The organism is Cohnella sp. OV330, from assembly GCF_900112065.1.
GTDB lineage: Bacteria > Bacillota > Bacilli > Paenibacillales > Paenibacillaceae > Cohnella.
In genome coordinates, this window is record NZ_FOKE01000007.1 from 17281 (window position 1) to 41983 (window position 24703).

The 24703-nt window shown below is 63.3% G+C and carries 11 protein-coding genes; 10 read left to right on the plus strand and 1 reads right to left on the minus strand.

Annotated elements, in window-relative coordinates:
• The first annotated feature begins 2 nt into the window (after positions 1-2).
• The 10 genes from ilvD to BM235_RS17330 all read left to right on the plus strand — a co-directional run bounded on the left by ilvD (position 3) and on the right by BM235_RS17330 (position 19140).
• Positions 3-1754 carry a dihydroxy-acid dehydratase gene (ilvD, locus tag BM235_RS17285; RefSeq protein ID WP_199408962.1) on the plus strand — a complete coding sequence of 584 codons (1752 nt, stop codon included), beginning with the start codon at positions 3-5 and terminating at the stop codon, positions 1752-1754.
• Positions 1751-3256 (plus strand): M81 family metallopeptidase, encoded by a 1506-nt coding sequence (locus BM235_RS17290; RefSeq protein WP_158544046.1) that lies wholly within the window; start codon positions 1751-1753, stop codon positions 3254-3256. The genes ilvD and BM235_RS17290 overlap by 4 nt, the downstream gene beginning before the upstream one ends.
• Positions 3253-4017: an SDR family NAD(P)-dependent oxidoreductase gene (locus tag BM235_RS17295; RefSeq protein WP_090115485.1), complete on the plus strand. Its 765-nt coding sequence runs from the start codon at positions 3253-3255 to the stop codon at positions 4015-4017. The genes BM235_RS17290 and BM235_RS17295 overlap by 4 nt, the downstream gene beginning before the upstream one ends.
• Positions 4018-4065: 48 nt before the next feature.
• On the plus strand, positions 4066-5382 hold the full coding sequence (locus BM235_RS17300; RefSeq protein ID WP_090115486.1) for an aspartate aminotransferase family protein: 1317 nt from the start codon (positions 4066-4068) through the stop codon (positions 5380-5382).
• 154 nt (positions 5383-5536) lie between these two features.
• Complete coding sequence (locus tag BM235_RS17305) at positions 5537-11560, plus strand: DUF4962 domain-containing protein (protein WP_090115487.1); 6024 nt, start codon at positions 5537-5539, stop codon at positions 11558-11560.
• 120 nt (positions 11561-11680) lie between these two features.
• On the plus strand, positions 11681-14425 hold the full coding sequence (locus tag BM235_RS17310) for an alpha-L-rhamnosidase (protein WP_090115488.1): 2745 nt from the start codon (positions 11681-11683) through the stop codon (positions 14423-14425).
• Positions 14422-15426 (plus strand): SGNH/GDSL hydrolase family protein, encoded by a 1005-nt coding sequence (locus BM235_RS17315; protein WP_158544044.1) that lies wholly within the window; start codon positions 14422-14424, stop codon positions 15424-15426. The genes BM235_RS17310 and BM235_RS17315 overlap by 4 nt, the downstream gene beginning before the upstream one ends.
• A gap of 163 nt (positions 15427-15589) precedes the next feature.
• Positions 15590-16630 carry a dienelactone hydrolase family protein gene (locus BM235_RS17320; RefSeq protein WP_090115490.1) on the plus strand — a complete coding sequence of 347 codons (1041 nt, stop codon included), beginning with the start codon at positions 15590-15592 and terminating at the stop codon, positions 16628-16630.
• A gap of 3 nt (positions 16631-16633) precedes the next feature.
• Positions 16634-17632 (plus strand): hydroxyacid dehydrogenase, encoded by a 999-nt coding sequence (locus tag BM235_RS17325; RefSeq protein ID WP_090115491.1) that lies wholly within the window; start codon positions 16634-16636, stop codon positions 17630-17632.
• Positions 17633-17748: 116 nt separating this feature from the next.
• On the plus strand, positions 17749-19140 hold the full coding sequence (locus BM235_RS17330; protein WP_090115492.1) for an extracellular solute-binding protein: 1392 nt from the start codon (positions 17749-17751) through the stop codon (positions 19138-19140).
• 125 nt (positions 19141-19265) lie between these two features.
• On the opposite strand, the gene BM235_RS17335 is transcribed toward BM235_RS17330, so the two are convergent.
• A complete protein-coding gene (locus BM235_RS17335; protein ID WP_158544042.1) occupies positions 19266-24404 on the minus strand; it encodes a DUF4962 domain-containing protein in 5139 nt (1712 codons plus the stop codon).
• Positions 24405-24703: the final 299 nt, after the last annotated feature.

Here is a 24703-nt window from a genome sequence, read left to right on the forward strand (position 1 = left end):
TGATGGAAAACACGGAACGGCTGCAAAGCCAGAAGGCCAGGCAAATGAGCTTCGAGGGCGACGCGCTGCGGATGTCGATGGACTGGTCGGTCGCGGATCTGGACAAGGCGCAGGTGCTCGTCGAGAGCACGCAGGGCTCGAGCCATCCGAGCTCGTACCATCTGGGCGAGCTGGTCGCCGAGATGGAGAAGGGCGTCCTGCAGAGCGGAGGCAAGCCGGCCGTCTACACGACGACGGACATCTGCGACGGTATCGCGCAGGCGCATGCGGGCATGCGGTACTCGTTGGCCTCGCGGGACGCAATCGCCTCGATGGTGGAGATTCATGCGCGGGCGACGCCGTTCGACGCGATGGTATTGAGCTCGGCCGGGGACAAGGCGGTACCCGCCCATCTGATGGCGATCGCCCGACTGGACGTTCCGGCGATCCACGTGCCGGGCGGCGCGATGGGCGCCGGACCTTGCATGAAGTCGAACGAAGAGCTGTGGCATATGAGCGTCGAGGTCAAGGAAGCGAAAATGTCGAAGGAGGAATTCCTCGCCTTTCAGCGTGCCTGCTGTCCGACCTGCGGCGCCTGCCAGTACATGGGCACCGCCGCCACGATGCAGGTCATGGCCGAAGCGCTCGGGCTGGCGCTGCCCTGGTCCGCGCTGATCCCCGCGACGAACGCCGAGATCCGGCGCATGGCGCGGGCCGCGGGACAGCAGGTCATGAGCCTGCTGAGGGACGATATCCGGCCGTCCCGCATCCTGACGCGCGAAGCGTTCGAGAACGCGATCATGATCCACTCGGCGATCGGCGGTTCCCTGAACGCGGTCATGCATCTGATCGCGATTGCCGGGGAGGCCGGCATCGCCATCGACGCCGGACTGTTCGACGAGATCCACCGCGAGATCCCGGTGCTCGTCGATACGAAGACGGCGGGCAGGTATCCGACGGAGCTGTTCTGGTACGCGGGCGGCGTGCCGGCGGTCATGAAGGAGCTGAAGGGAAGCCTGCACCTGGACTGCCTGACCGTCACCGGCCGTACCGTCGGCGACAATCTCGAACAGGTCGCGGCGAGCGAGATGCCGCGGTTCGCCGAGATGTTCCTCTCGAACTACAAGCTCGGCAAGCGCGATGTCATCTATCCGATCGGCAGGCCGTTGAAGGAGGAAGGCTCGACCGCGCTGCTTCGGGGCAACCTGGCGCCGGAGGGCGCGATCGTCAAGAAGTCGGCGGTCGTCAAGGAGATGCTCGTTCACGAGGGGCCGGCCAAAGTGTACGAGCGTGAAACCGACGCCGTGGACGCGCTGCTCGCGGGCGCGATCGTTCCAGGCGACGTCGTCGTCATCCGCTATCAAGGCCCGCGGGCGGTCGGCATGCCCGAGATGTTTTACATGTCCGAGCTGCTGGCTTCCGACCCGCTGTTGTCGAAGACGACCGCGCTCGTGACGGACGGCCGCTTCTCCGGCGCGACCCGCGGGCCGTGCGTCGGCTATCTCTGCCCGGAGGCGCTGGACGGCGGTCCGATCGCGCTCGTCCGCGACGGGGACCTCCTCCGCATCGACATTCCCGCGCGCCGGCTCGACGTGATCGGCTTCGGGGGCGAGCGCCGCGCCGAAGCGGACATAGACGCCGCGCTGAACGAACGGCGCGCGTCATGGGCGCCCCGAGCGATCCGGCACGCCGGAGCGCTCGGTCAATACGCGCGGCTCGCCAGGCCGGCGCTCGAAGGGGCTTCGAGCAGCGAACCGGGGGCGAACGCGCGATGAGGATCATGGTAGGCGGGCTGATGCAAGAGAGCAATACGTTCAGCGCCGCGGCGAGCGCGCTTTCCGACTTCGAGCGGCATTACTACGTCGTCGGCGAAGCGCCGAGCGATAAGCTCGGCATCGAGAACGAGTGGACCGGCTTCCGCTCGGCGGCCGCGGAGGCGGGCGTCGAGCTTGTGCCGACGCTTTACGCGACGGCCGTATCCTCCGGCAGGATCGGGAGAGCGTCGCTGGACGAACTGAAGGCGAGGCTCTTCGCCGAGATGGACCGCGCGCTGCCGTGCGACGGCATTCTGTTCGCGCTGCACGGCGCGTGGGTCGCCGAGGACGAGGACGATGCGGACGGCGAGGTGCTGGCGGCGATCCGGGAGCGGGCGGGCCCGGACGTGCCGATCGTCGTCACGCTCGATTCGCACGCCAACGTCACGCGGCGGATGATCGCTTGCGCCGACGCGCTCGTCGGTTATCGGACGTTCCCGCACGTCGACTACGCGGACACCGGATACCGGGCGGCCAAGCTGCTGTTCGCCGCCGTCCGGGGAGAGATCGAGCCCCGGCTCTCGCTGGCGAAGATCCCGATGATCGTGCCTGCGGAGAATCAGATGACCGACCGGGGTCCGATGGCGGAATTGTGGGCGGAGGCGGCGGCCGGCGAAGCGCGCGGGGTCTCGCTCGCCACGTCTCTCTTCGCGGTCCAGCCGTGGCTGGACGTGCGGGAGATGGGCTTCGCCGCCGTGACCGTGTCCGACGCGGCGGGCGCGTCTGCGGCGGAGACCGAGGCGAAGCGTCTCGGCGAGCTGGCATGGCGACTGCGCAAGCGATTCGACGTCGACTTGTTCACGCTCCCCCGGGCGCTTGCGCTTGTCGGACGGCCGGACGCGCGCAGGCCCCTCATCGCGTCCGACTCGGCCGACAGCCCGGGGGCGGGCTCGCCGGGCGACAGCAACGCCGTGCTGCGGGAGCTGCTGGCGCTGGGCGCAGGCGACCGCTTGAAGCTGAAATGCCTCGTGTCCATCGTGGATGCGGACGCCGCGCGCATCGCCTGCGAGGCAGGAGCCGGCGCGCAAGTGCGGCTAAGCGTGGGTTACTCGGTCAGCACGGCGCTCGGGCAGCCGCTCGAGATCGAAGGCGTCGTCGCGCGCACGGGAGACGGGCGCTTCCGCTTCGGCGGCGGCCATGTGGCGAATCTCGAGGCGAACATGGGCCGCTGCGCAGTCGTCGCGCTCGGGAGCATCTCGCTCCTCGTCATGGAAAATCCGGTGTTCACCGGCGACCCGGCGATGTACCGGTGCATGGGACTGGAGCCCATGGAAGCGGACCTCGTCCTGGTAAAGTCCGCCGCGCAATTCCGGGCCGAGTACGAGCAGCTGTCCGATGCGATCTGCATTCTGGATACGCCGGGCGCGAGCACGGCGAATCTGACGAGCCTGCCGTATAGCAGGCTGGAGCGGCCGATGTACCCGTTCGACGACGACTTCAGACGGGAGGAGGCGCGAGCATGAGGCTGGCGAACAAGGTGGCGCTCGTCACCGGCGGTTCGACGGGCATCGGCGAGGCGGTCTGCCTCGCGTTCGGCGCGGAGGGCGCCAGGGTCGCGGTCAACTATCCGTCCGACGCGGCGCGGGCCGAGGACGTTGCGGGGCGCATACGCGCGGCCGGCGGCGAAGCGATGGCCGTGCAAGCGGACGTCAGCAATTCGGACCAGGTCGAAGCGATGTTCCGCGAGATCGGCGAGACCTGGGGCGGGGCGGACATCGTCGTCAACAACGCCGGCATCTACCCCCGCAGGGCGTGGCACGAGATCTCCGAAGCGGAGTGGGACCGGGTGCTGGCCGTCAATCTCAAGTCCTGCTTTCTGACCAGCAAGGCGGCATTTCCTCATATGCGGAGCCGCGGATACGGCAAGATCATCAACGTCGCGTCGGTCGCGTTCCTTCGCGGGCAGGGCGGCTTCGCTCATTATGTCGCCTCCAAGGGCGGCGTGATCGGCTTCACCCGGGCGCTGAGCCGGGAGGTCGGCCAGTTCGGCATCGCGGTGAACGCGGTGTCGCCGGGCGCCGTGATGACCGAGCAGGAGCTGGCCGATCTGCCGGACCCCGTGGCGCAGGAGTCGCTGCGGGCCTACCTGGACCGGGAGCAGGCGATTCCCGGCCGGCTGCTGCCCCGCGACGTGGCGGGCTGCTTTTTATTTCTCGCGTCGGGGGACAGCGACCATATGACCGGCCAGACGCTGAACGTCGACGGCGGCTGGGCGATGCACTGATATGGATACGGGATAGGGGATCGTCAGAAAAAAAGGAGGCGCGGCAACATGCGAAGTTACGAAAAATCCCGAAGTTTGCTGGCCGAAGCGCGGGAGGTACTGGCCGGCGGCGTCGCCAGCTCGCTGCGGGCCTCGATGCGGCCCGTGCCGCTGTACGCGGCAAGCGCGGAAGGGGCGCGCGTCCGCGACGCGGACGGCAACGAATATATCGATTACCTGCTCGGCTACGGTCCGCTGATCCTGGGGCATGCGCCGGAGGCCGTGACGGATGCCGTCCACCGCGCGATGCGGCGGGGCGCCGCGTTCGGCTTGCAGCACGAAGGAGAGATCGCGCTCGCCCGGCTGCTCGCGGACCTGCTGCCGTGCGCGGACAAGGTCGCGTTCAGCGGATCCGGTACCGAGGCGGTCATGCTCGCGCTGCGGCTCGCGCGCGCCCATACCGGACGACGGCGGATCGTTCGCTTCCACGGCCATTATCATGGCTGGTCCGACGCGATCTTCACTGCTTTTCCCGCAGCGGATATGCGGCACGCCGGACAGCGGACGACCGCGCGGATTCCCCCCGGCACCGCGGGCCAGAGCGCGGGCGCGCTGGGCGATATTTTCCTGCTGCCGTGGAATGACGAAGCGGCGCTGGAATCGCTGCTTCGCGCCGATGGCGCGGACATCGCGGCGGTCATCACGGAGCCCGTGATGTGCAATTCGGGCTGTATCCGGCCGAAGCCGGGGTATCTGGAGCGGATGCGAAGCCTGACGTCGGAGCTCGGAATCGTCATGATCATGGACGAAGTCATCACGGGATTCCGGCTCGGACCGGGCGGCGCGCATGGCAGATTCGGCATTCTGCCCGATCTGGCCGTCGTCGGCAAAGCGCTCGGCGGCGGCTTCGCGGTCAGCGCGGTCGCGGGCCGGCGCGAGATCATGGATCTGATCGAGGACGGCACGGTCGGCCATCTCGGAACGCTGAACGGGAACAGCGCGGCCATGGCGGCGGCGCTCGCCACCGTGGGGGCGCTGTCCCGGAACGACGGCGCCGCGTATGCCCGGATGGAAGCGCTGATGATCCGGCTCGCGGAGGGCGTCCGCGGGCTGCTCGCGCTGCACGGCGTCCGAGGCGTGGTCAATCAGATCGGTCCCGTGTTCCATTTGATGTTCGTCGAGGCGGACGAGGTGTCCGACTTCGATACGTTCCAGCTTCGCGATTCGGGCGCTTATGGCGACTTCGCCGAACGGATGCTGGCGGAGGGCGTGCTCCTGAGGCCCAGCGGCCTATGGTACATCTCGGCCGCGCACGGCGAAGCGGACGTCGATCGGACGCTGGACGCCGCGGATCGGGCGCTGGCGGGCATGAAAGGGACCGTATAATTCCATTCGGGCGGGAGGGGAGGGATGCGGGCGCGGGCGACGGGCAGAGGCGGGAGCCGGCGATGGCGCCGGCGGCGTCGCGCAGGGGGCGCAACCGTACGGCGCATGGCGGCAAGCTGCAGTAAAAATCGATCGATAATGGAGCTGATGATTCATGACGGGCTGGCAGGCAAGAGGACGGCTGGCATTGGGACTCGCTTTCGTTATGCTGTTCGAACTGTTCGGCATCGGTTCGTTCGCCTCCCCCCGCTCGGCGTCGGCCGCGGGGAACTGGCCTGACGGATCCGGCTACGTGATGCCATACGCGCCCGCGGACGGGCTCGTGACGAGCCAGAATCCGCCCGACTTCCATTGGCCGTTCATCGGCGGCGCGGATACGTATCATCTGCAGGTAAGCAGGAGCGCTTCGGTCGCCAGCGTCGTATACGAAGACGCCGCGATCGTCCGAAATTACTATAACTTTTCCCATACGTTCGATGCCGGTACCTGGTATTGGCGCGTCAAGTACCATACGTCATCCGGCGGCTGGTCGGATTGGAGCGCGATTCGAAGGTTCCGGATCGAGGAGGACAACGTGCCTTTCGTCGTGCCCTCCGTCGATACGCTGATCGCGAACGTCGGCACGTCGCACCCGCGGATCTGGACGAACGCGGCGACGCTGCAGGATTTCCGGGACCTTAGGCTGTCCGTAGGCAAGACAGTGTACGAGGCCCGGCTTGCCGCGGCGACGGCGAATATGAACAAGTGCGCGACCGATCCCTCCAAGTGCAGCCTGGTCGAACCGGTCTTCGAGGGCATTCCGGGCAGCGATCCGTTCTCCCCCGCCTATGTCGCAGCCCAAAGAAAGCTTCGGGATCAGTCCGACGGCGCTGTAAACGTCATGATGGACGCGGCCTTCGTCTATCTCGTGACCGGAGACGCGCAGACCGGCGCTTACGCGAAGGCGCGTCTCCTGGATCTCGCCTCCTGGGATCCGAACGGGAGTACGAGCTACGAAAACTTCGACCAGGTCCATCGTTATATCGCCTACAATTCCGCAATGGCCTACGATTGGCTGTACGGCTTGCTCTCGCCCGCCGAGCGGGAGCAGGTGCAGGATATGGTCACGGCGAGGGCCGAACGGATCGTGAGCGCGTTCGCCTCGTATCCGATCGAGAAAAACCCGTACGATTCGCACGGCTGGACGCTGCTCGGCTATCTCGGCATCATCGCGACGGCGCTGCTGAACGACGTCGACGAGGCGGAGGACTGGTACCGCAAGGTCGTCCCGGCCTATATCAATTTGCTTCCGCCTTGGGGCGGCGAAGACGGAGGCTGGTCGCAGGGCACGGGGTACTGGCGGTGGTCGAACTTCGCCAACAAGGAGTTTGCGGACATTCTGCTGAGCTCGACCGGCTTCAGCCTGTACGACAAAGCGTACTCGAGAAACGAGCCGCTGTATCCGCTGTACATGTACCCAGGCGGAAGTCCGAGAGGCGTGTTCGGCGACGAATCCCAATTCGCGCCCGGCCCGCCGAGCGTGGCCGCGTACAAGCGCTTTGCGCAGATATACGGCGACGCCCGCTCGCAATGGGCGGCCAACGCGATAGGAACGCCGACGCGTCCGGAGCTTCCGAATTATTTTTACGGCGACGACAGCGTTCCCGAGCGGCTGCCGACGGATCTGCCGAACGGCAAGTGGTTCCGCGACGTCGGTTATGTCGCCATGCATTCGAGCCTGTACGATCCGGACCGGGTCTCTCTTTATTTCAGGTCCAGCCCGTACGGGACGTTCAACCATTCCCATGCCAACCAGAACGGCTTCGCGCTGAACGCGTTCGGCGAGACGCTGGCGATCGAGTCGGGTTATTACACGACTTACGGCAACGACCATTTCGACCATTACTTTAAAAACACGTTCGCCTACAACGCGATCACGTTCGACGACAAGACCGGACAAACCGACGGCAGCATCGACGCGGACGGCCGGATCGACGGGTTCGTCACGCATCCCTACTTCGACGCGACGGTCGGCGAGGCCGCCGCCGCGTACGGGGGCGCGCTCGATACGGCGAACCGTACGATCATCTACGTGCGGCCGGATCAATTCGTCGTCATAGACCGGCTGAAGGCGGCCGGCGCCGGGACGCATGCCTACGAATGGCGGCTGCATGCCGAGGACGAGCTGAACCTCGACGCCGACGAGGCCGGCGCGACGGTCGTGAACGGCCGTGCCGCGCTGAAGGTGCGCATCCAGGCACCCGCCGGCGTGACGGCCGCGGTCGAAGATCGTTACCTGGACGCGGCGGGCGACGAGTGGAAGCCGGACGCGCCGTACGCAGGCGAAGAACAGCTCCATGCGGCCTTCGTCACGCCGCAGGCGAACGCCGCGACCATCGTCGCGACGATGGAAGCCTACGCTTCGGACGGCGCGCCGTCCGGCGTCGTCGCCGAGAATGAGGGAACGTACGAAAAGCTCTCGTACGCGGACGGCACGGTCGTCTACGTGCGTCTCGGCGCCGGCGGCGAGGTGGACGCGGGAGACATACGATTCGACGGGACCGCCATGGCCGTCAAGGGCGATACGGTACTGCTCGTCGACGGGACGAAGGCGGTGAAGGACGGCATCGCGGTCATCGAGAGCGCCCAGCGCGCGACGATCGTCTTCGGCGGCGACCAGCTGTCCGTGTCGGGGCCGAGCGATACGGCGGTGACGCTTCGCGGGGCGAATATCGCCCGCCTGCGGGACTTCGAGAGCGGGGACGACATTCCCGCAGGTGGTTCGGTCGACGCGGCCGTCGGACTGCGAGGCGTGCACTGGACCGCCTCGGGCGGCGTCGCGACCGTGACCGTGGAGAAGGGACAGCGGGCGTTCAAGCTGAACGAAGCGCCGATGCCGGGCGAGCTGGCGCCGATGGCGCTGGCGACGGAGATCGACGGCGTGCCGGGCTCCGTGACGCTGGCCGCTTACGGCGACACGGAGGGCGTGCCTGTCGGCCGCGGCAGTCTTGGCAATGCCAAGGGACTCTACGAAATCGTCGAAGCGCCGGACGGATTCACGTTCGAGAAATACGGCGTGCCGAAGTACTTGTATCTCGGGGAGGATGCGACTGTCATCAAGCGGGGCGCGGGCGGTACGCTGAAGCTAGTCAAGCATTCGGGAGGAACGCCGCTGCCGGCTGATTTCTGGTCCGATCCCGAGGCGAAGCGGGATACGCTGCCGATCGCGTGGAAGGAGGCGGAGACGTTCGCCAAGGCGGATACCGGCATCGCGAAGTATACGACGCGTCCGTTCCTGTCCGGCGGCGCCGGCGTCGGCAGCTGGGATCAGGAAGGACAATGGATCGAATGGAAGCTCGATGTCCCCGTTGCGGGTACCTATGACCTGGTGTTCAAGTATGTCGGCGGCTGGTCTGCGCCGCCGGACGGCAAGACGACGCGCCAGGCCATGATCGGCGACAGCTTCTATACGTTCGAAGCGCCGACGACGTACCCGCAAGACTTCGGCAGGGAGGCCGCCTCCTGGCGGGGTCTGCGGGTCAAGACGGAGACGACGCTCCCCGCAGGCCTGACCACCGTGAGGCTGTGGCATGCAGGAGGCGCCATGAACCTGGATTGGATCGGCTTGATGAAGCCGAGCGCGGACGAACAGCCGCCGACGACGCCGGGCGACGTCCAGGTCGTCTCGTCGACCGATACGGCGGCAACGCTATCCTGGAACGCGTCTACGGACGATACGGCAGTCGAGAGTTACGCGCTGTACGCCGACGGCGTCCTTAGAGCGACCGTCCCCGGCACGGCGACGTCCGGTACGATCTCCGGTCTCGCGGTCTCCCGGACGTACGCGCTCACCGTGAGAGCCATGGACGCGAGCGGCAATCGTTCGCCGGCCAGCGCGGCGGCGAGCTTTACGACGGCCGATACGACGGCGCCGTATTGGGCCGATACCGACGGCGCCATCCGGGTCCGCACGTTCGATGGCGGGACGGCCCGAATCGAGTGGGACGCAGCGATGGACAATTCGGGCAAGATCGCGGCCTACAGGCTGTACCGCAAAAACAATCCGGGCGGCGCTTATGCGGCGACGGCTAGCGTGGCGGGGACGGTGTACGACCTATTAGACTTGACGCCGAGCTCTAGCTACAGCTTCAAAGTAGAGGCCGAGGATGTCTCGCACAACGTCTCGGCGACCGGCCCGGAGGTGACGGTGACGATACCGGCGCCGGCCGGCTCGGGCGGCGATTTTTACGAGACGTTCGATGCCTGGACGACAGGGACGGCGGTCCAGTCGGCGCATCCGAACTGGACCTTTACGACGGCCAGCGGCACGCTGGTCGAGTTGGCCGAGCTGCCGGAGGGCGGCAAGGCGCTGCAGTCGACGGACAACTACAACGATCCGGCCAACCCGTATGCGGAAACGCCGTACACGAAGCGATCCGTCTCCTCGCCGCTCGGCGGACAGGTCGTCGCGGAGACGCGCTTCAGGTTCAACGAGCAGTCGACTCCGATCGGCACCTTCTATTTCAGTCTGCTCGGCGACGCCAACGTCGAGGTGGCCCGGTTCAACGCCTTCTCCGACGGCGCGTTCGGCTACATGAAGCAGACGAACGGCATGAGCGGCTACGTGCGGATCCCGCTGCTCAAAGGCGGGGGCTTCGTACCGCTGCCGCACGACGCGTGGATCAAGGTGCGCGCGGAGCTCGACACCGATACCAAGACCTATGCCTTGTCGGTTCAATCGGACGGCTTCAAGAGCTTCGCGGGCAAGCTGGCGACAGGCAAGTTCGATGCGGCGACCGGCACGTTCCGGGTAGAGGGCCTGCCCTTCCTGAACGCGGCGGCGAACGTATCGTCCGTCACGGGAATCGCGATGCGGAGCGGACTATATACGGGCATCCTGCAGTATGATTATCTGACGATGTACGAGGACACGTCCTTCGGGCTCGTGCCGACTGACGTGCATGTCGGCTCGCAGACGTCCGCGGCGACCGCGGTCGAATGGACCGCTCCGGCCGACGCGGCCGCCGTCCGGGAGTACAGGGTCTATCTGAACGGCGTTCAGAAGGCGGCGGTGCCGGGAGGGACGCTCTCCGCGACCTTGACGGGGCTGACGGTCGGAGAGACGTACGCGGTTACGGTCCGTTCCGTCCATACGAACGGGCAGCGGTCGAAGGAGAGCGCGCCGATTCAGATTACGATACCCGATACCGTCGCGCCGGGCTGGGCCGCCGGAGCGGCGCTTCGAGCAGGGCATGCGTTCGCCGACACGGTACGTCTGTCCTGGGACGCGGCAACCGACAACTCGGGAACGATCTCTGCCTACCGCGTGTACCGCAAGGACACGCCGGGCGGGGCCTTCGTCCAGACGGCGTCGGCGGCGGGCATCGCGTACGACGCGACCGGGCTCTCGCCGGGCGGCACCTATACGTTCAAGCTGAAGGCGGAGGACGCGAGCGGCAACGTATCCGCGGACGGTCCCGAGCTGACGGTGACGCTGCCCGCGGCCAATACCGGCGGCGAATTCTACGAGTCGTTCGACGGCTGGACGACGGGTACGGTATCTACCGGCGGCGGCTGGACGGTCTCGGCGACGGGCGGCACCGGCGTTCAGGCGGTCGCCTTGTCCGGCGGAGGAAAGGCGTTGCAGATCGACGACAGCTACTACGATGCGGCCAACGAATACGCGGAGACGCCGTTCGTCAGGCGCTCGACGTCCGCGATCGGCGGCAAGGTAGCGGTAGAGACGAGGTTCAGGTTCGAGGAGCTCTCGCATCCCTTCGGCGCCTTCTCGCTCAGACTGATGGGCGGTTCGACGGAGATCGCGCGATTCTCCGGATTGTCCGAGGGACTGTTCGGGTATACAAAGCGGGTGAACGGCGTGGACAGCTACGGCATTATCCCCAAGTCCTACGGGTTTCCGCTGCCTCACGACGAATGGCTTACGCTGCGATACGAGCTTGATATGGACGCCAAGACGTATGCGATCGAGATGCAATCCGACTCTCTGAAGGCGTACGCGGGTACCGTGGACGCGCCGGGCACGCTCGACCGCGCGACCGGGATTTACCGGATCGATGGGTTGCCGATGCTGAGTTCGGCGGTCGGCTCGGTCAGCGAGATCCGATTCGTCAGCAGCAGGTACACGAGCCGGTTGAAGTTCGATTACGTGACGATGTACCAGATGCCTTCGGGCGCCTGACGGCTGCTTCGGCAGCCGCGGGAAGCTAAGCTTGCCGCCTCGCGATTGGCGAGTGCGGCAAGCTTTTATTGCGGCGGGAAGTTCAAGAAGGCGCTTGTCAGAGCGGGAAAGGTTGCTTATATGAATAAGACCGGACATATCGCATTTGCGATCGGAGAACTGCGCGTGGAGGGAATCAAGGAGCCGCTCGGGATCGACGTCGACAAGCCCCGGTTCTCGTGGCGCTTGCATAGCCAGGCGAGAGGCGCGATACACGCCGCCTTCCGCCTGCGCGTCGCGTCAGCCCAAGCGGCGCTCGAATCGAGCGCGGCAGACGTGTGGGACAGCGGGATCGTCCGAGGGCGGCATCTCCAACTCGACTATGGCGGGCCAAGTCTATCCGGCGCGCGGCGATATTGGTGGAGCGTCGAGGCATGGGACGCCGACGGACGCGCTGTCGTCTCCCCACCTTCGTTTTTCGACACCGGCCTCTACGCCGGCGACTGGCGGGCGGCCTGGATCTGGCATGACGCGGGTATACGGACGAACGACTTCGCTTATTTTCGCAAGGATATTCGCGTCCGCGGGCCCGTGGCTTACGCCAAGCTGTTCGTCTCCGCCCACCATGCCGTCCGCGCGTACGTGGGCGGGTGCCGGATCGGCGGCTGGGGGTCTCCCGCGCCGACGGACCCGGCCAAGCGCAAGTATTACCTCGCCTACGACGTGACCTCTCTCCTGAAGGCGGGAGCGGCTACGATCGCCGCGGTCGCCCATTACCTGGGCGGCAGCGGACAGAACTACGTCAACGGGAAGCCCGGCTTCCGCCTGCAATTGACGGCTCGCTATGAAGACGGGGTCAGCGAGACGTGGAGCACCGACGACAGCTGGGAGACGCTGGTCGATATCCCCCATGCGATCGGCACGCCTTATCAGCAGAATCGGCGTCTCTCGGCGATCGAGGATTATGACGCACGCAAGCACCACCCCGCATGGATGCAACCCGGATACCGGCCGGAAGCGAGCAGGCTGGCTGCGCCGGCTGAGATCGGCGCGGACGTATGGCCGATGGTCTGGCAGACGATCCCCGAGGGGGCGGTCGAGGAGCTGATCGCGCCCGCGCATGTTCCGGAGACTGACGGGGGAGATACCGCCGTCAACCGACCGGAGGCTCCAGCTGCCCCATTCGCGGTACGACAGGTTTTCGACGCCGGCAAGATCGTATCCGGGTGGCCGCGCATCGTCCTGCAGGGCGCTCGCGGGACGACCGTACGCATGCGGTACGCGGAGGCGCTGGACGAGAATGGCGCCGTTCTTCATCGGGTATGCAACGAACAGTCCGAGTATTATTACGATCAGTACACGATGCGGGGAGACGGGACCGAGCGTTGGGAGCCCGATTTCTCCTACAAGGCGTTCCGGTACGTCGAGGTGACGGGTTATCCCGAGCGTCTCGTGCCAGGCACGAATATATGGATCGTCTCGGCGCATACGGATTTGGCGCACAAGGGTCGTTTTCACTGCGCCGACGAGCGTTTGAACCGGCTGTACGAGGCGAGCGTGCAGACGCAGAAAAACAACGCCCTCGGCCAGCTCGCGGACTGCCCTCACCGGGAGCAGGCGCAGTATCTGGCGGACGCTGACCTGCAATCCGAGCTGCTCCTGTACAACTTCGACGCGCGGCATCTGCTGGAGAAGACGCTGTCGGACTTTGCGGACGCACAATACGCGGACGGGACTTTTCCCTTCGTCGCGCCGTCCAACGCCGAGCATCCGGACTTCGATCTGCGTATTCCCGAGTGGGACCTGCATTTTTGCACGCTGCTTCGGCATGTGTACGAGACCGTCGGAGACGAGCGGCTGCTCGCGCGTCATTACGGCGCCGCGAAGCGAGTGACAGACTATTATCTGGGCATCGTCGACCCGGGCGCCGGGCTGGCGCCCCTGGACCGGGGCTGGCATATCAGCGACTGGCCGTACCCGACGGTGGACCAGGAAGCCGCGTTTCTGGCGGTGCAAAATATGAAGCTGTATCGCGCGGCCTGCATCGTGGCGGATACGGCAGGCATCCTGGGACTGCCGGAAGAGCGGAGCGCTTATGCGCATCGCGCGGAACGTTTGAAGCGTGCGATCGTCGCCAAGCTGTACGATCCGGAGCGCAAGAGCTTTAGAAGCGGTCTCGGCTCCGGTCAATCGCATCAGGGCGTCAACGGCCTCGCGCTGCTGTACGGACTCGTGCCTGAGGAAGACCGCGCCTCGCTGTTGCGCCGGGTCGCGGACGCCGATTGGGAAGCGCGCACGGTGCTGTCGCTCCCCCTGCTGCGCGCGCTGTTCGAGCAAGGCGCGCCCGAAGCCGCTTATGCCCTGATCGCGAGGGAGGATTATCCGGGCTGGGGCTATATGATCAAGCACGGCGCGACGACGCTGTGGGAAGGCTGGGACGATATCGAGTCCCACTGTCATGCATGGAACGGCTATCCGGCCCGTCTGCTGCAGGAGTACATCGCCGGCATCCGAATAGCGGCCCCCGGGTTCGACGAGGTTCGAATCGAGCCGTATATGCCTGCCGGTCTCGCGTACGCCGAGGCGGCGGTATCTACCGTCCGCGGGACTGTCGTCGCAAGATGGGAACGGATGCCGGGTGCGGCGGCGGACGGATACGAAATGAAGATCAGCCTGCCGGCGGCGATGCGCGGGATGGTCGTACTGCCGATTGCTTCTGGCGCCGCGCCGCAGGTTCGCGAATCGGGCTCGCCGCTATGGCAGGATGGCCGGTTCGCCGGAGGCATTCCCGGCGTGAGCAGCTGCGATCGCGTACCTGGCGGTTGGGCGATCGAGGTCGCTTCGGGAGACTACCATTTTACGATAGAAGGAGAAGGATCGCGATGAAGCGGCCATACGGCAGACAGCAGAACGAGGCTTTCGTATTCGTCGGCGAGGCGGCCATGCCTTTCCGTTATCCCCCGGACCGCGCCGAGCCGCCGACGCTTAGAAGCCAAGCGGACGCGAGCTGTCCCGGCGCAGTTGCGTTCGAGGAGGGCGCCGACTATCTGGTCGACTACGAACGAGGAACGATCCGCCGAACGAAGCGCAGCAGGATTCCGGACGGAGCGCTGCACCCGCTGCACGGCGCGGTCCGCTTCGATCATACGAATATCGATTGCAGCAACCGCGCTTATACCGTGTACGCCGACTATCGGATCGCCGGGACGGACGACGGCGAGACCTGGGCCACAGCTCATGCGCGCGACAACAGGCCCCGACGCAGGCTTGGAAACGGGAAAAAAGGCGGGGACGCGGTCTATGTCGTGTTCGGAGACAGCATCAGCGCGGGCGGCGACGCGAGCGACGAGAAATATATGTATTTTAACCGCTTCCTTCAATATGTCAATGAACGTGCCATGGGCGGCGGCGTTCGCCTTATCAACAGATCGGTCGGCGGAGAGACGAGCGAGGGCGGATGGAAGCGAATCCGGGAGGACGTCGCCGCCCTTCGTCCGGCGCTCGTATCGATCGCTTACGGAATGAACGACCAGAACCTGTACGACACGGGTCTCGAAGTCGAACCGGATGCTTATGCCAAACATCTGCGCGACATGATCGCGTGCCTGCGCGAGATCCCGGACTGCGAGATCGTGCTCGTCACCCCTTGCTCGCCCCATCCGGCTTGGAAGCACGCGAGCGGCAGAAGCGGCGAGTACGCGGATGCCGTTCGCCGCTTGAGCGCCGAATGCGAGGTCGGCGTCGCGGACGTGTACGCGGCCTGGCAGCGGGAGCTTGCGGCCGGCAAAACGCCGAATTGCTTGTTGCTGAACCATATCAACCATCCGAACGATTACGGGCATCAAATCTATTACGAGACGCTGGTGGATTGGTTCGAGCGACGTTAAAGGAGGTTTGATTGACTTATATCTAACTCACAAAATCATTGACCCTTCCATGATATCAGGATATAATTTCTGTATTGTAATTTAGATATAAGTCAATAATCGCTAAAAATAAGGCATCGCGACACGCTGGATGGATAAAAATGGCCGGAGAGGAGCAAGTACCATGGCCTACACATTATCGCAAGTAAACAAAAACGGCATCCCGCCGTTGCTGGCCGGCATCGCCGACAAGGTGCAATGGATGGAAAAACGCGCGGGGATTCGCCGGACGTGGCTGGAATATATCGGGACGCTGCCGGAGCGGCCGCCGGCGAGCCTGCGTTATTTGTCCGCGACGGAGGAGTCGGGTTATACCCGTCATCGCGTCGAATACGATACGGCATACGGCGATACGGTCCCGGCTTATCTGCTCGTGCCGGCTGCGGCGGGGGACGGCTCCCGTCCGTCGTCCGGCTACCCGGCCGTCCTGGCGCTCCATCCGACGCACGAGAGCGGCAAGGACGACATCGCCATCGTGCCGGGCAGGCCGAACCGCGGCTATGCCGCCGAGCTGGTCCTTCGCGGATACGTCGTGCTCGCGCCGGACGCGCTCACGGCGGGCGAGCGGATTTATCCCGGCTATCAGGCTTTCGACAGCACTGCGTTTTACGAGGCATATCCGCAGTGGTCGACCGTCGCCAAGAACGCGACCGACCATATGCAGGCCATCGACGTCCTCGCGTCGCTGGCGTTCGTCGACCGCCGCGCGATCGGCGCGATCGGCCATTCGTTCGGAGGCTACAATGCTTATTTTTTGGCCGGTCTGGACGATCGTGTCCGTGCCGTCGTATCGAGCTGCGGCTTCAGCCCTTTCGCGGGCGACCCGCATCCGGACCACTGGGGCTACCGGACGTATCCCTACACGCATATCCCGAAGGTGAGCGCCGATCTGCGGGAGGACCGGATTCCCTTCGACTTTCACGAGATCGCCGCGCTGTGCGCGCCCGCGCCGTTTTTTAACTACGCGGGCCAGCAGGACGCCATCTTCCCGCATTGGCGTTCGGTCGCCGAAGGGATGGGAGAGCAAGCGAAGCTGTACGGCCTGCTCGGCCATGAGGACCGCTTCAGGTTCTATCTCGGCGAGGGCAAGCACGATTTTCCCGAAGAGATCCGCTTGCTGGCTTACCGCTTCTTGGACGGCTGGCTGAAGAAAGAAGGAGAATGATCGATGAACCCGCTGAAAATCGTCATGCTGCAAAGCCGTCATTTTACGGACCGTATCTTTACCGAAGCGCATCTGGCGCGAATCCGTCAGCTCGGCGAGCTGGTGGTCAACGACACCGTTGGCAACCCGACGCCGGAGCGCGCGGCCGAGCTGGCCGAGGGCGCGGACGTCATCATCACGTCGTGGGGCTGTCCGCCGCTGGATGCGCGGATCCTCGACCGCTGCCCGAAGCTCGGGATCGCCCTGCACGCAGCCGGCACGGTCAAGCCGATCCTGAGCCCCGAGCTTCCCGCGCGAGGCGTCCGCCTCGGAACGGCGAACGAAGCGCTGGCCCGCGGCGTGGCCGAGACGGCGCTGGGACTTGCGATCGTATCGCTGAAGAACATGTGGCAGTTGGCCCGCAATACGCGTGAAGGCGAGTGGGACAAGCAGCGCGAGCGCGTGCGCGAGCTGTACGAGGTGACCGTCGGCGTCATCGGCGCCGGGCTGTCAGGCCGCCACCTGATCAAGCTGCTTCAGGCGTTCGAGGTCCGGGTGCTCGTCTACGATCCGTTCGTGAGCGAAGCCGACATCGCCGGCATGGGCGCGGAGAAGGTCGAGCTGGACGCGCTGCTGACCGGCTCGGACGTCGTCTCGATCCATGCGCCGTCGATTCCGGAGACGGAGCGTATGATGAACGCGCGCACGATCGGCCTGATGAAGGACGATGCGATCCTCATCAATACGGCGCGCGGCTCGCTCGTCGACGAGGAAGCGCTGGCGGCGGAACTGCGCAAAGGACGGCTGTGGGCATGCATCGACGTCACGGACCCCGAGCCGCCGGCGGCCGACCATCCGTTTCGCTCGCTGCCTAACGTCACGCTGCTCCCGCATATCGCCGGCGCCGAGAACAACGGTCTGCGCCGGATCGGCGCCTATATCGCGAGCGAGGTCGAGCGATACGCGGCAGGCACGCCGCTCCAGGGAGAGGTCGACGTATCCCAGCTGTTCAGGCTGGCCTAGCGGTCGTATTGACACTGCGCGAAGCGCGCTACTAAGATAAGAAGAACATCGGATTCCGACTCGCCCGCGGGTACGCGAATCCTTTTTATTTCTTGAGAAGCGGCAGGGAGATAGCGATGAAAACGAAGCAGAGCCGCAAAACGTTCCGGATCCGCCAGGAAGAGATGAAGAGCCGCTTGAGGCAGGACATCCTCGAAGGCGTCCGTAGGCCGGGAGAGTTCCTGCCTTCGGAGAAGGACCTGTCGGACCGGTTTGCGCTTAGCAATAAAATCGTGCGGGACGTGTTGGCCGAGCTGGCGGCGGAGGGATTGATCGAGAAGAAGCCGCGGATCGGCAGCGTCGTCTCGCAGCGGAGCGAACCGGAACGCGTCGTCGTCAAGCTCGGACATCACGGATCGACGATGCAGGAGTCGGCCCTGAAGGCGCTTCTGGCCGGCTTCGAAGCCCTGTATCCGCATATCCGGGTGCAGGACGTCACGCTGCCCGGCCACGACCCGGAAGTGCTGAAGCCGTACCTGGCGCACGGGCTGATCGACGCGCTGACGCTGAACGATGCCGAACTGCGGGCATTCGGTGAAACGGGAGACGCTGACGGGCTGCTGCCGCTCGAAGGGGATCCGGACTGCTATCCGTTTTTGACCGGCGCGATGACGTCCGGCGGCGCGCTGCTCGCGAGACCCTTTACGTTCAGTCCGACGATCCTGTGCTACAACCGGGAGCACTTCCGCGAACGGGAGATGTGGGAACCGGATAGCAGCTGGGGCTGGGACGAGCTGCTCGGCGCCGCGGATCGGCTCACGGTGCCCCAGGAGCGGGCCGGCTTTCATTTTTCGGCCACCCAGCGCAACCGTCTCGCCGTATTTCTGCTGCAGAACGGCGCGAAGGCCGAGCGGGACGCCGCCGGCCGGCTTCGCATGCATGATACGCGGATGCTTGCGGGCATCCGCCGCTACAAGGAGATCGTCATGGACCGGATGGCGCCGCTCATTTCCGAGCGGGATGCCGGGTTTCGCGTCGAGGAGCTGTTCGCGCAGGGCAAGCTGTCGATGATGCTGACGACGTATTACGGCCTGAACGCGCTCCGTCAGGCCAACATCGCATACGATATCGCCCCGCTCCCCCGGCTGGCGGATCCGGTAACGCTGGTCATCGCCATCGGCCTCGGCGTGAACAGGCATTCGCCCCGGGCGGCGGAGGCGCGGCTGCTCGCCGAGTACTTGACGGGTCCGGCCGCGCAGACGATCATCCGCCGCGATACGCTCAGCCTGCCCGCGGTGAGAGCGTCCATAGACGAGTCCGGCATCGGCGGTGCAGCAGAGGGAGTATCCCGGCCATCCCGGTTCGGCATGTACCGCGAGATCATTCCGACGTTTCGGTTCGGCGACGCGCTCGGCCTGACGGAGCGGGAGTGGCGCTGGTTTTTGCCCGAGGTCATGCTGTATTTGTCCGGCCTGCAGACGGAGGGGGCTTTTTGCGACAAAGTCGAGGCGTCCGGAGAGCCTTCGTAACCGCAGGCATTCGAAAAAACGCGCGAGCCGCTATGGCTCGCGCGTTTTTTTCGGCATGTTTACACCGATTATTCTTTGCCAACGCATGCAACTCTCGGGGGTGACCCGCTCGCCGGCAAGCGCCGTCAGCCGATGATCCGGAAGGCGATGAACGCCAAGTCTTCAATATCGACGACGCTGTCCCGATTGATGTCCGCGACTTGCGCTGCTGCCCAATCCGGGCTTGACGGATCTTTTCCGTAATAAGTCGATACCTTTACGAAGTCGGCAATATTGAAGAGCGGGTTGTCGTCCATGTTGCCCGTTGCATCCGTAATCCGATGAGATTCGAACGCCGCAATGGCCGCCGACAACTCCGTTCTTGCTGTTTGCACCTGCGCTTCGGTTGCATCAGTCTGATTGAACACGGCCTTAGCCGCATCGATCGCTGCCGTCAGCGCCGATTTCAAACCTTCAAGCGCGGAGCTGAAAAAGCTGCCCGTTGTCGTTCCCGCGACAGCCTGATCGCGGGCGGCTTCAGCCTGCGCGATCAGCTCTCCAAGCGAGGCTTTGCCCGAGATACCGACTTGCGCCGTACTGCCCGACAAAGCGGAGATCGCGCCGGACTCCGAGGAAGCCGATCCGGCTGCCGTCGCGAAGCTTGCCGTCCCCAAGGCTGCATCCGGCTTCGCCTGGAAGCGCAGGGTCAAGAAAGGGGCGTCCGCCGGAAGCGTGCCGGTTCCGATTCGCGCCGACAGGATACGCAGCTTGCCTTCAGCCTCATTGTTCGTAAGGATCACCGCCTGCTGCCCGTAATCTTTTGCATACCCGGTATAGGTGAACTTGCTCGGATCGTAAGACAGCGTCAGATCGACGCCGGCCGCCGATTCGGCCTGTTCCAGCGCCAGTTGGACGTCCAGCGGTTGACCCGGCGAGACCGAGCTTGCGCTCGAGGTAACCTTGACGGACGGCACGGCGGCCGAATCGGTTTTGACCAAGCCGACCCAGTCCGTATTCATCGGTCCTCTGACATTCCACATTTTGAGCTGTACCTGGCCTGCGGGAAGAGCAGCGCCGGTGTGGACGGTCAGCGCTTTCCAGTACTCAGGCAGCGTCCCGAAGTCATACGTCGTTTCCGCTTCCGCCGTATAGAACTTGTTGCCCAGTTGGATCAGGCGAGTGGGAGGACCGCTTGTCGCATCCCAAGCAACGTATTTGATGACGATATCGTAATTGCCGGCCTCGGGGACGTTCAGATTCCAAGTTATATTTTGCCCGACCGTCGCCCAATTGCTGACGCCTTTGCCGCCGGACAACCAAGGCCGCGAGCTGTACACGTTAAACGTACCGCCGTCCGTATCGACGAAGCTCTCGGATTCCGCGAATACATCCAAGCTTTCTTTGACCGAATCGTAGTCGCTCGTCGCATTCGTCGGCGTAATCCCGCCGGCTCCTGCGCTTCGAAGCTTCAGCGTACCGGTTACTTCAGGCAAAATAATCTTCGTATTGGCCCCCAGGAATAGGACGGGCTTAGCCGTGCCCAATCCTTCGAAGATCAGACCCGGCGGCGAATCCTGCACCTCATAGAGAGCGGCCGAATTCGTTAAAGTCCCCCAGGCAGCCGTTCCGCCTTTCCCGTCGCTATAGGTGGACAGCGTGACCGAAGTAGATACGCCGTCGATCTCGATCGGATAGGCGACCGTTCCCATCGGCGCCGGTGCCGGGATATCGCTGAGTAAAAGTTGATGCTGTCCGGGCTCGACGTTCAGCTTCAAGGCGCTGCCGTCCGTGTCCCAATGCACGCCGCGGGTGTAGACCGCTTCCGTGACGCTTCCGCCCTTCGGCAGGCTGCGGTATTCTTCGTCGAGCACAGTCGTGACGCCTGGCTTATTCAAGCTGACCTGCGAGCCTTGCGTTCCGGTGATCGACAGCTCGTCGCCGGAGAGTGCGATGGTCGCCGGCTGCGTGCTGCTAATCCTCGTCACGCCGTCCATGATCAGTTGGGTGCCGCCGACCAAGAGAATCGAGTCTCCTTTGACGGTCGCCGCGATGCCGTCGAACTGAAGGCTGCCGGCATCTACGACACCGCTTTGAGCGGAGCGTACGTAGACGTCCGTACCGTCAGAGAAGCGCAGCTTGCGGTACGTATCGTGGTCCTCGGAGACAATGTCCTGCGGCGCAGAACCGACCTGGTACGGAACATACGTGGAAACGAGCGTTGCATACTCCGTTTTTGGCGTTGCGAATTTGGCATGGATCCGTTTTGCGTCTTTATACTGCTTGCCTATCGGCAGCCTTTCCGTGCCGTTTGCGTCCAAGAACTGATCGGTTTTGGATGCCGTCAGTCCCGGATAGTACAGACGCATTTTCAATGCTGCTTTATTTTTGACGATGGTTGCGCCGCTTTGATCCTCGTCGATCGTCAGGCTCTTGTCCGCTTGCAGCCAATATTCGAAGCTGGAGCCTCCCGGCTCGCGCGCATTCAGATTGTCGACGACGACCAAGGCGCCTGGTTTTACATAGATCACGCTGCGCTGAGCCAGATCGAGGCCGATACTGCTTCCCGTGTTATAGGATGTCGTAGCGTCGCCGACTGCCGCGTCGAAGTCTTTGTTGGTGGCGAAGCCCGTAATTTGACCCTTCGCATTCATATCGAAAATGTTCTGACCTTGTTTGTTGTCATACGTAATCGCATTATGGGCGAAGGTTTGCTTGGCGTATTTCTGGAAATGAGCGCTATTGTAATCGTCGTAAAATCCGCCGTCGACCGTCAGATCTTCGCCGTAGGCTTTGATCATGATGCCGTTCTGATCGGCATGGCTGTGATTGTAGCTGCCGAACGGACTGGATTTGAAATAGAACGATAACCGCTTCGGATCGAGCAAGCTCGAATGCATGGCGACCGTGCCGATATTTTCGAAGTACTTGGCGGTCGGCATCTCTACCGGCGGACGCGCTGGCAGGCTGCTGTCTTCATATGAGTAGGTAATGAAGTTGTCATAATCGTAGGCATCCCGCTGCGCATACCACTGCATAACCTCGTTCTGCTGCATCTGTGCGCTGCGCGTTACGCTCGCCGCGACATACGAACGGGAGATATCTTCATTGTCGTCCCCGAACGGCCCGTTTTTCTGTCCGTAAGGCAGCATGTACATCGGGTAATCGGGTTCATTGCGCAAAAATGCCTTGTTGTATAGGCTGAAGCCCGTCGCCGTATACAGCGTATCGATGAACTGCTTGTTGCTCATCGTGGCCCATTGCCAGTAGCCTTCGCCGTTGCCCCAGCTGCCGTCTTCTCCGCCCCATGGAGGCAATATATTAATATAAGCGGGAACGATCAGATTGAACCATTCCTGTGCGTCCTCCGCCACGACGTGGCCGTTCACGCTGATCTCGTCATGCAGCAAGGCGGTCGAGATGACGCCGAGGAAGCCGAAAACGGTCCAGCCATGCGAGTCGTAGGGTTTGCTGGAGATCGGCTTCTTGTCGTACAGGACATCGTCTGCAATCGTTTTGGCACGATTATGCACCATGGTCAAGACGGTTTCCCGCTCGGTCTCGCTGAGAAAATCGTAGAGCCAGTCGTACGCCATCGCTCCCGTCAACGCGATCTCCCGGTGAGCCTGATCGTCGTTTTCATAGGAGGTTGAACTCTCCTTATCCGTGCTCCACGAAGCAAGATGCAATAATCGCCGCTTGGCGAATTCGCCATAGTCGGGATCTTGCGTGATTAAGTATATAAAGGCGGCGTCTATTAAAGGATTGGTGAAGGCCGTCGTTTGATCAACAACTTTAATGTCGGTATCCGGCACTGGCTCGCCCGGCATCGTTTCCGGCGTTTCCGATTCGACTTTATCTTTTATGTGGCTTTTTACTTTATCGAACGTCTTTTTGCCATCGCCGTCTTTTCTGGCGCGGAATGCTTCTAGCGTATCCGGCGTCGTCAGAATGCGCGGATGAGCGTTCGGTACGGCATTGAACAGATCTGAAAGGGGCGGCACTGGAAACGGTACGTTGTCCGCGTCGATACGGAATTGACGAACATCGCTCCAGGCAGACCAGCCTTCCGTCTTATGGAATCTGACTTTCCAGAAGTAAGTCTGGCCGCCTGCGAAAATATAAGGGAAGTTATAAAAATTCGTCGTGATATCGCTCTTCTGGTAAGCGATCGTCTGAAAGGCGCTGTCAGGCGACACTTGCAGCTCGTACGCATCGGCATTGTCGATGAAAGGCCAGCCGAAATCGGGCGGATTCTGCGTCGTAACGAGATGGTCGATCGGCTGGAATTTCCTTGTGCTAGCCGGATCCTCTTCTATGGGCCAATTCAGCGAACCGGCAGGCGGGGGAGTCGGCGTAGGCGAAGCCGTGGGACCTGGCGTCGAACCGGCTACCTTAAGCGATGCCTGATCGAAGTAAATATCGGCGGTTCCGGCACCTGAGGTGGACAATTCGACTTGAACGCCGGTGGTCCCGGCCGGAGGCTCGGCGGTTAGCGTCAACGTCTCCCAGCTGCCTGTATTGGCGGATTGCGCTTCCGCGAATTGTTGGCCTCCGGCGCCTAGGAAGTGTAGGATCAGACTTCCGACTCCGGACGCTGCCTTCGCTTTGACGGATGCCGTATACGACTTGCCGGACACGATCGGCGTCGTCACGCTCTTCACGCTATAGGCATCCGTAGCGGATGGATCGACGATCCGCAGGTACTTGCTGCCGTGAGCCGCATATACGGCACTCGTAACGGTGGCGATGCTCGAGGCTGCGCCATGATCGTACAGCGTCCAATCATTCGGCTTTGTGCCCGTCGTCGCTTCAAAGCTCGGATTCAGGATCAACTCGTTCGTCCTAAACGATGCGTCGTCCACATAGACCGTGCCGATCTGAAGGCTGCTCGGAACGACAAGGACGACTTGAATGTTCACGGTATCCGCCGGCGGCGTATCGCTATACGCTAGCGTCTGCCATTGCGGACCGGTACCGCTGCTGCTAGCGACTTTTTGCGTGAACTGGCCATCGGCCTTGAAATATCGGATGATCATGGAGACGCCGCCGGCTTCGACTCTTGCCTTAACGCTGGCATTGTAAGACGTTCCTGGAGAGTAGGGCATCTTTGCGCTTTGAACGCCCGCCGCCAGCGTGCTGGATGCGTCCGTAAGCTTCACGCTGTATGTGCCTTCCGATACCTGATCCGTAACCGACTCGACGGTCACGCCTTCAGGCGTACCTGTCGCATATTTCGTCCAGCCCGACGGCAAACCGCCGGACACTTGCTCGAAGCCCGGGTTCACAAGCAATTCCGGTCCAAGGACGGAGCTGTCCACATTCGCAAGAGCATGTCGATAAACGAATAAATTCAAAATAAGACTTAAACCCATTACAAGCACTAGCGTTGCTGAAATTTTGCGCTGCCCGATACGGTTGATCAAGTTTTTCGCCTCCCTCTTTTTGTGAAAACGATTGCAAAGGATAGTTGCGACGTTCCTCCTTCAGAAAGTAATTGAGGCATTGCCCATCCGAGATGCACGCTCATTCTATAAGGGGCGGGCATGGCAAGTACATTCACTATTTTCTTGCGACTTGACTTTTT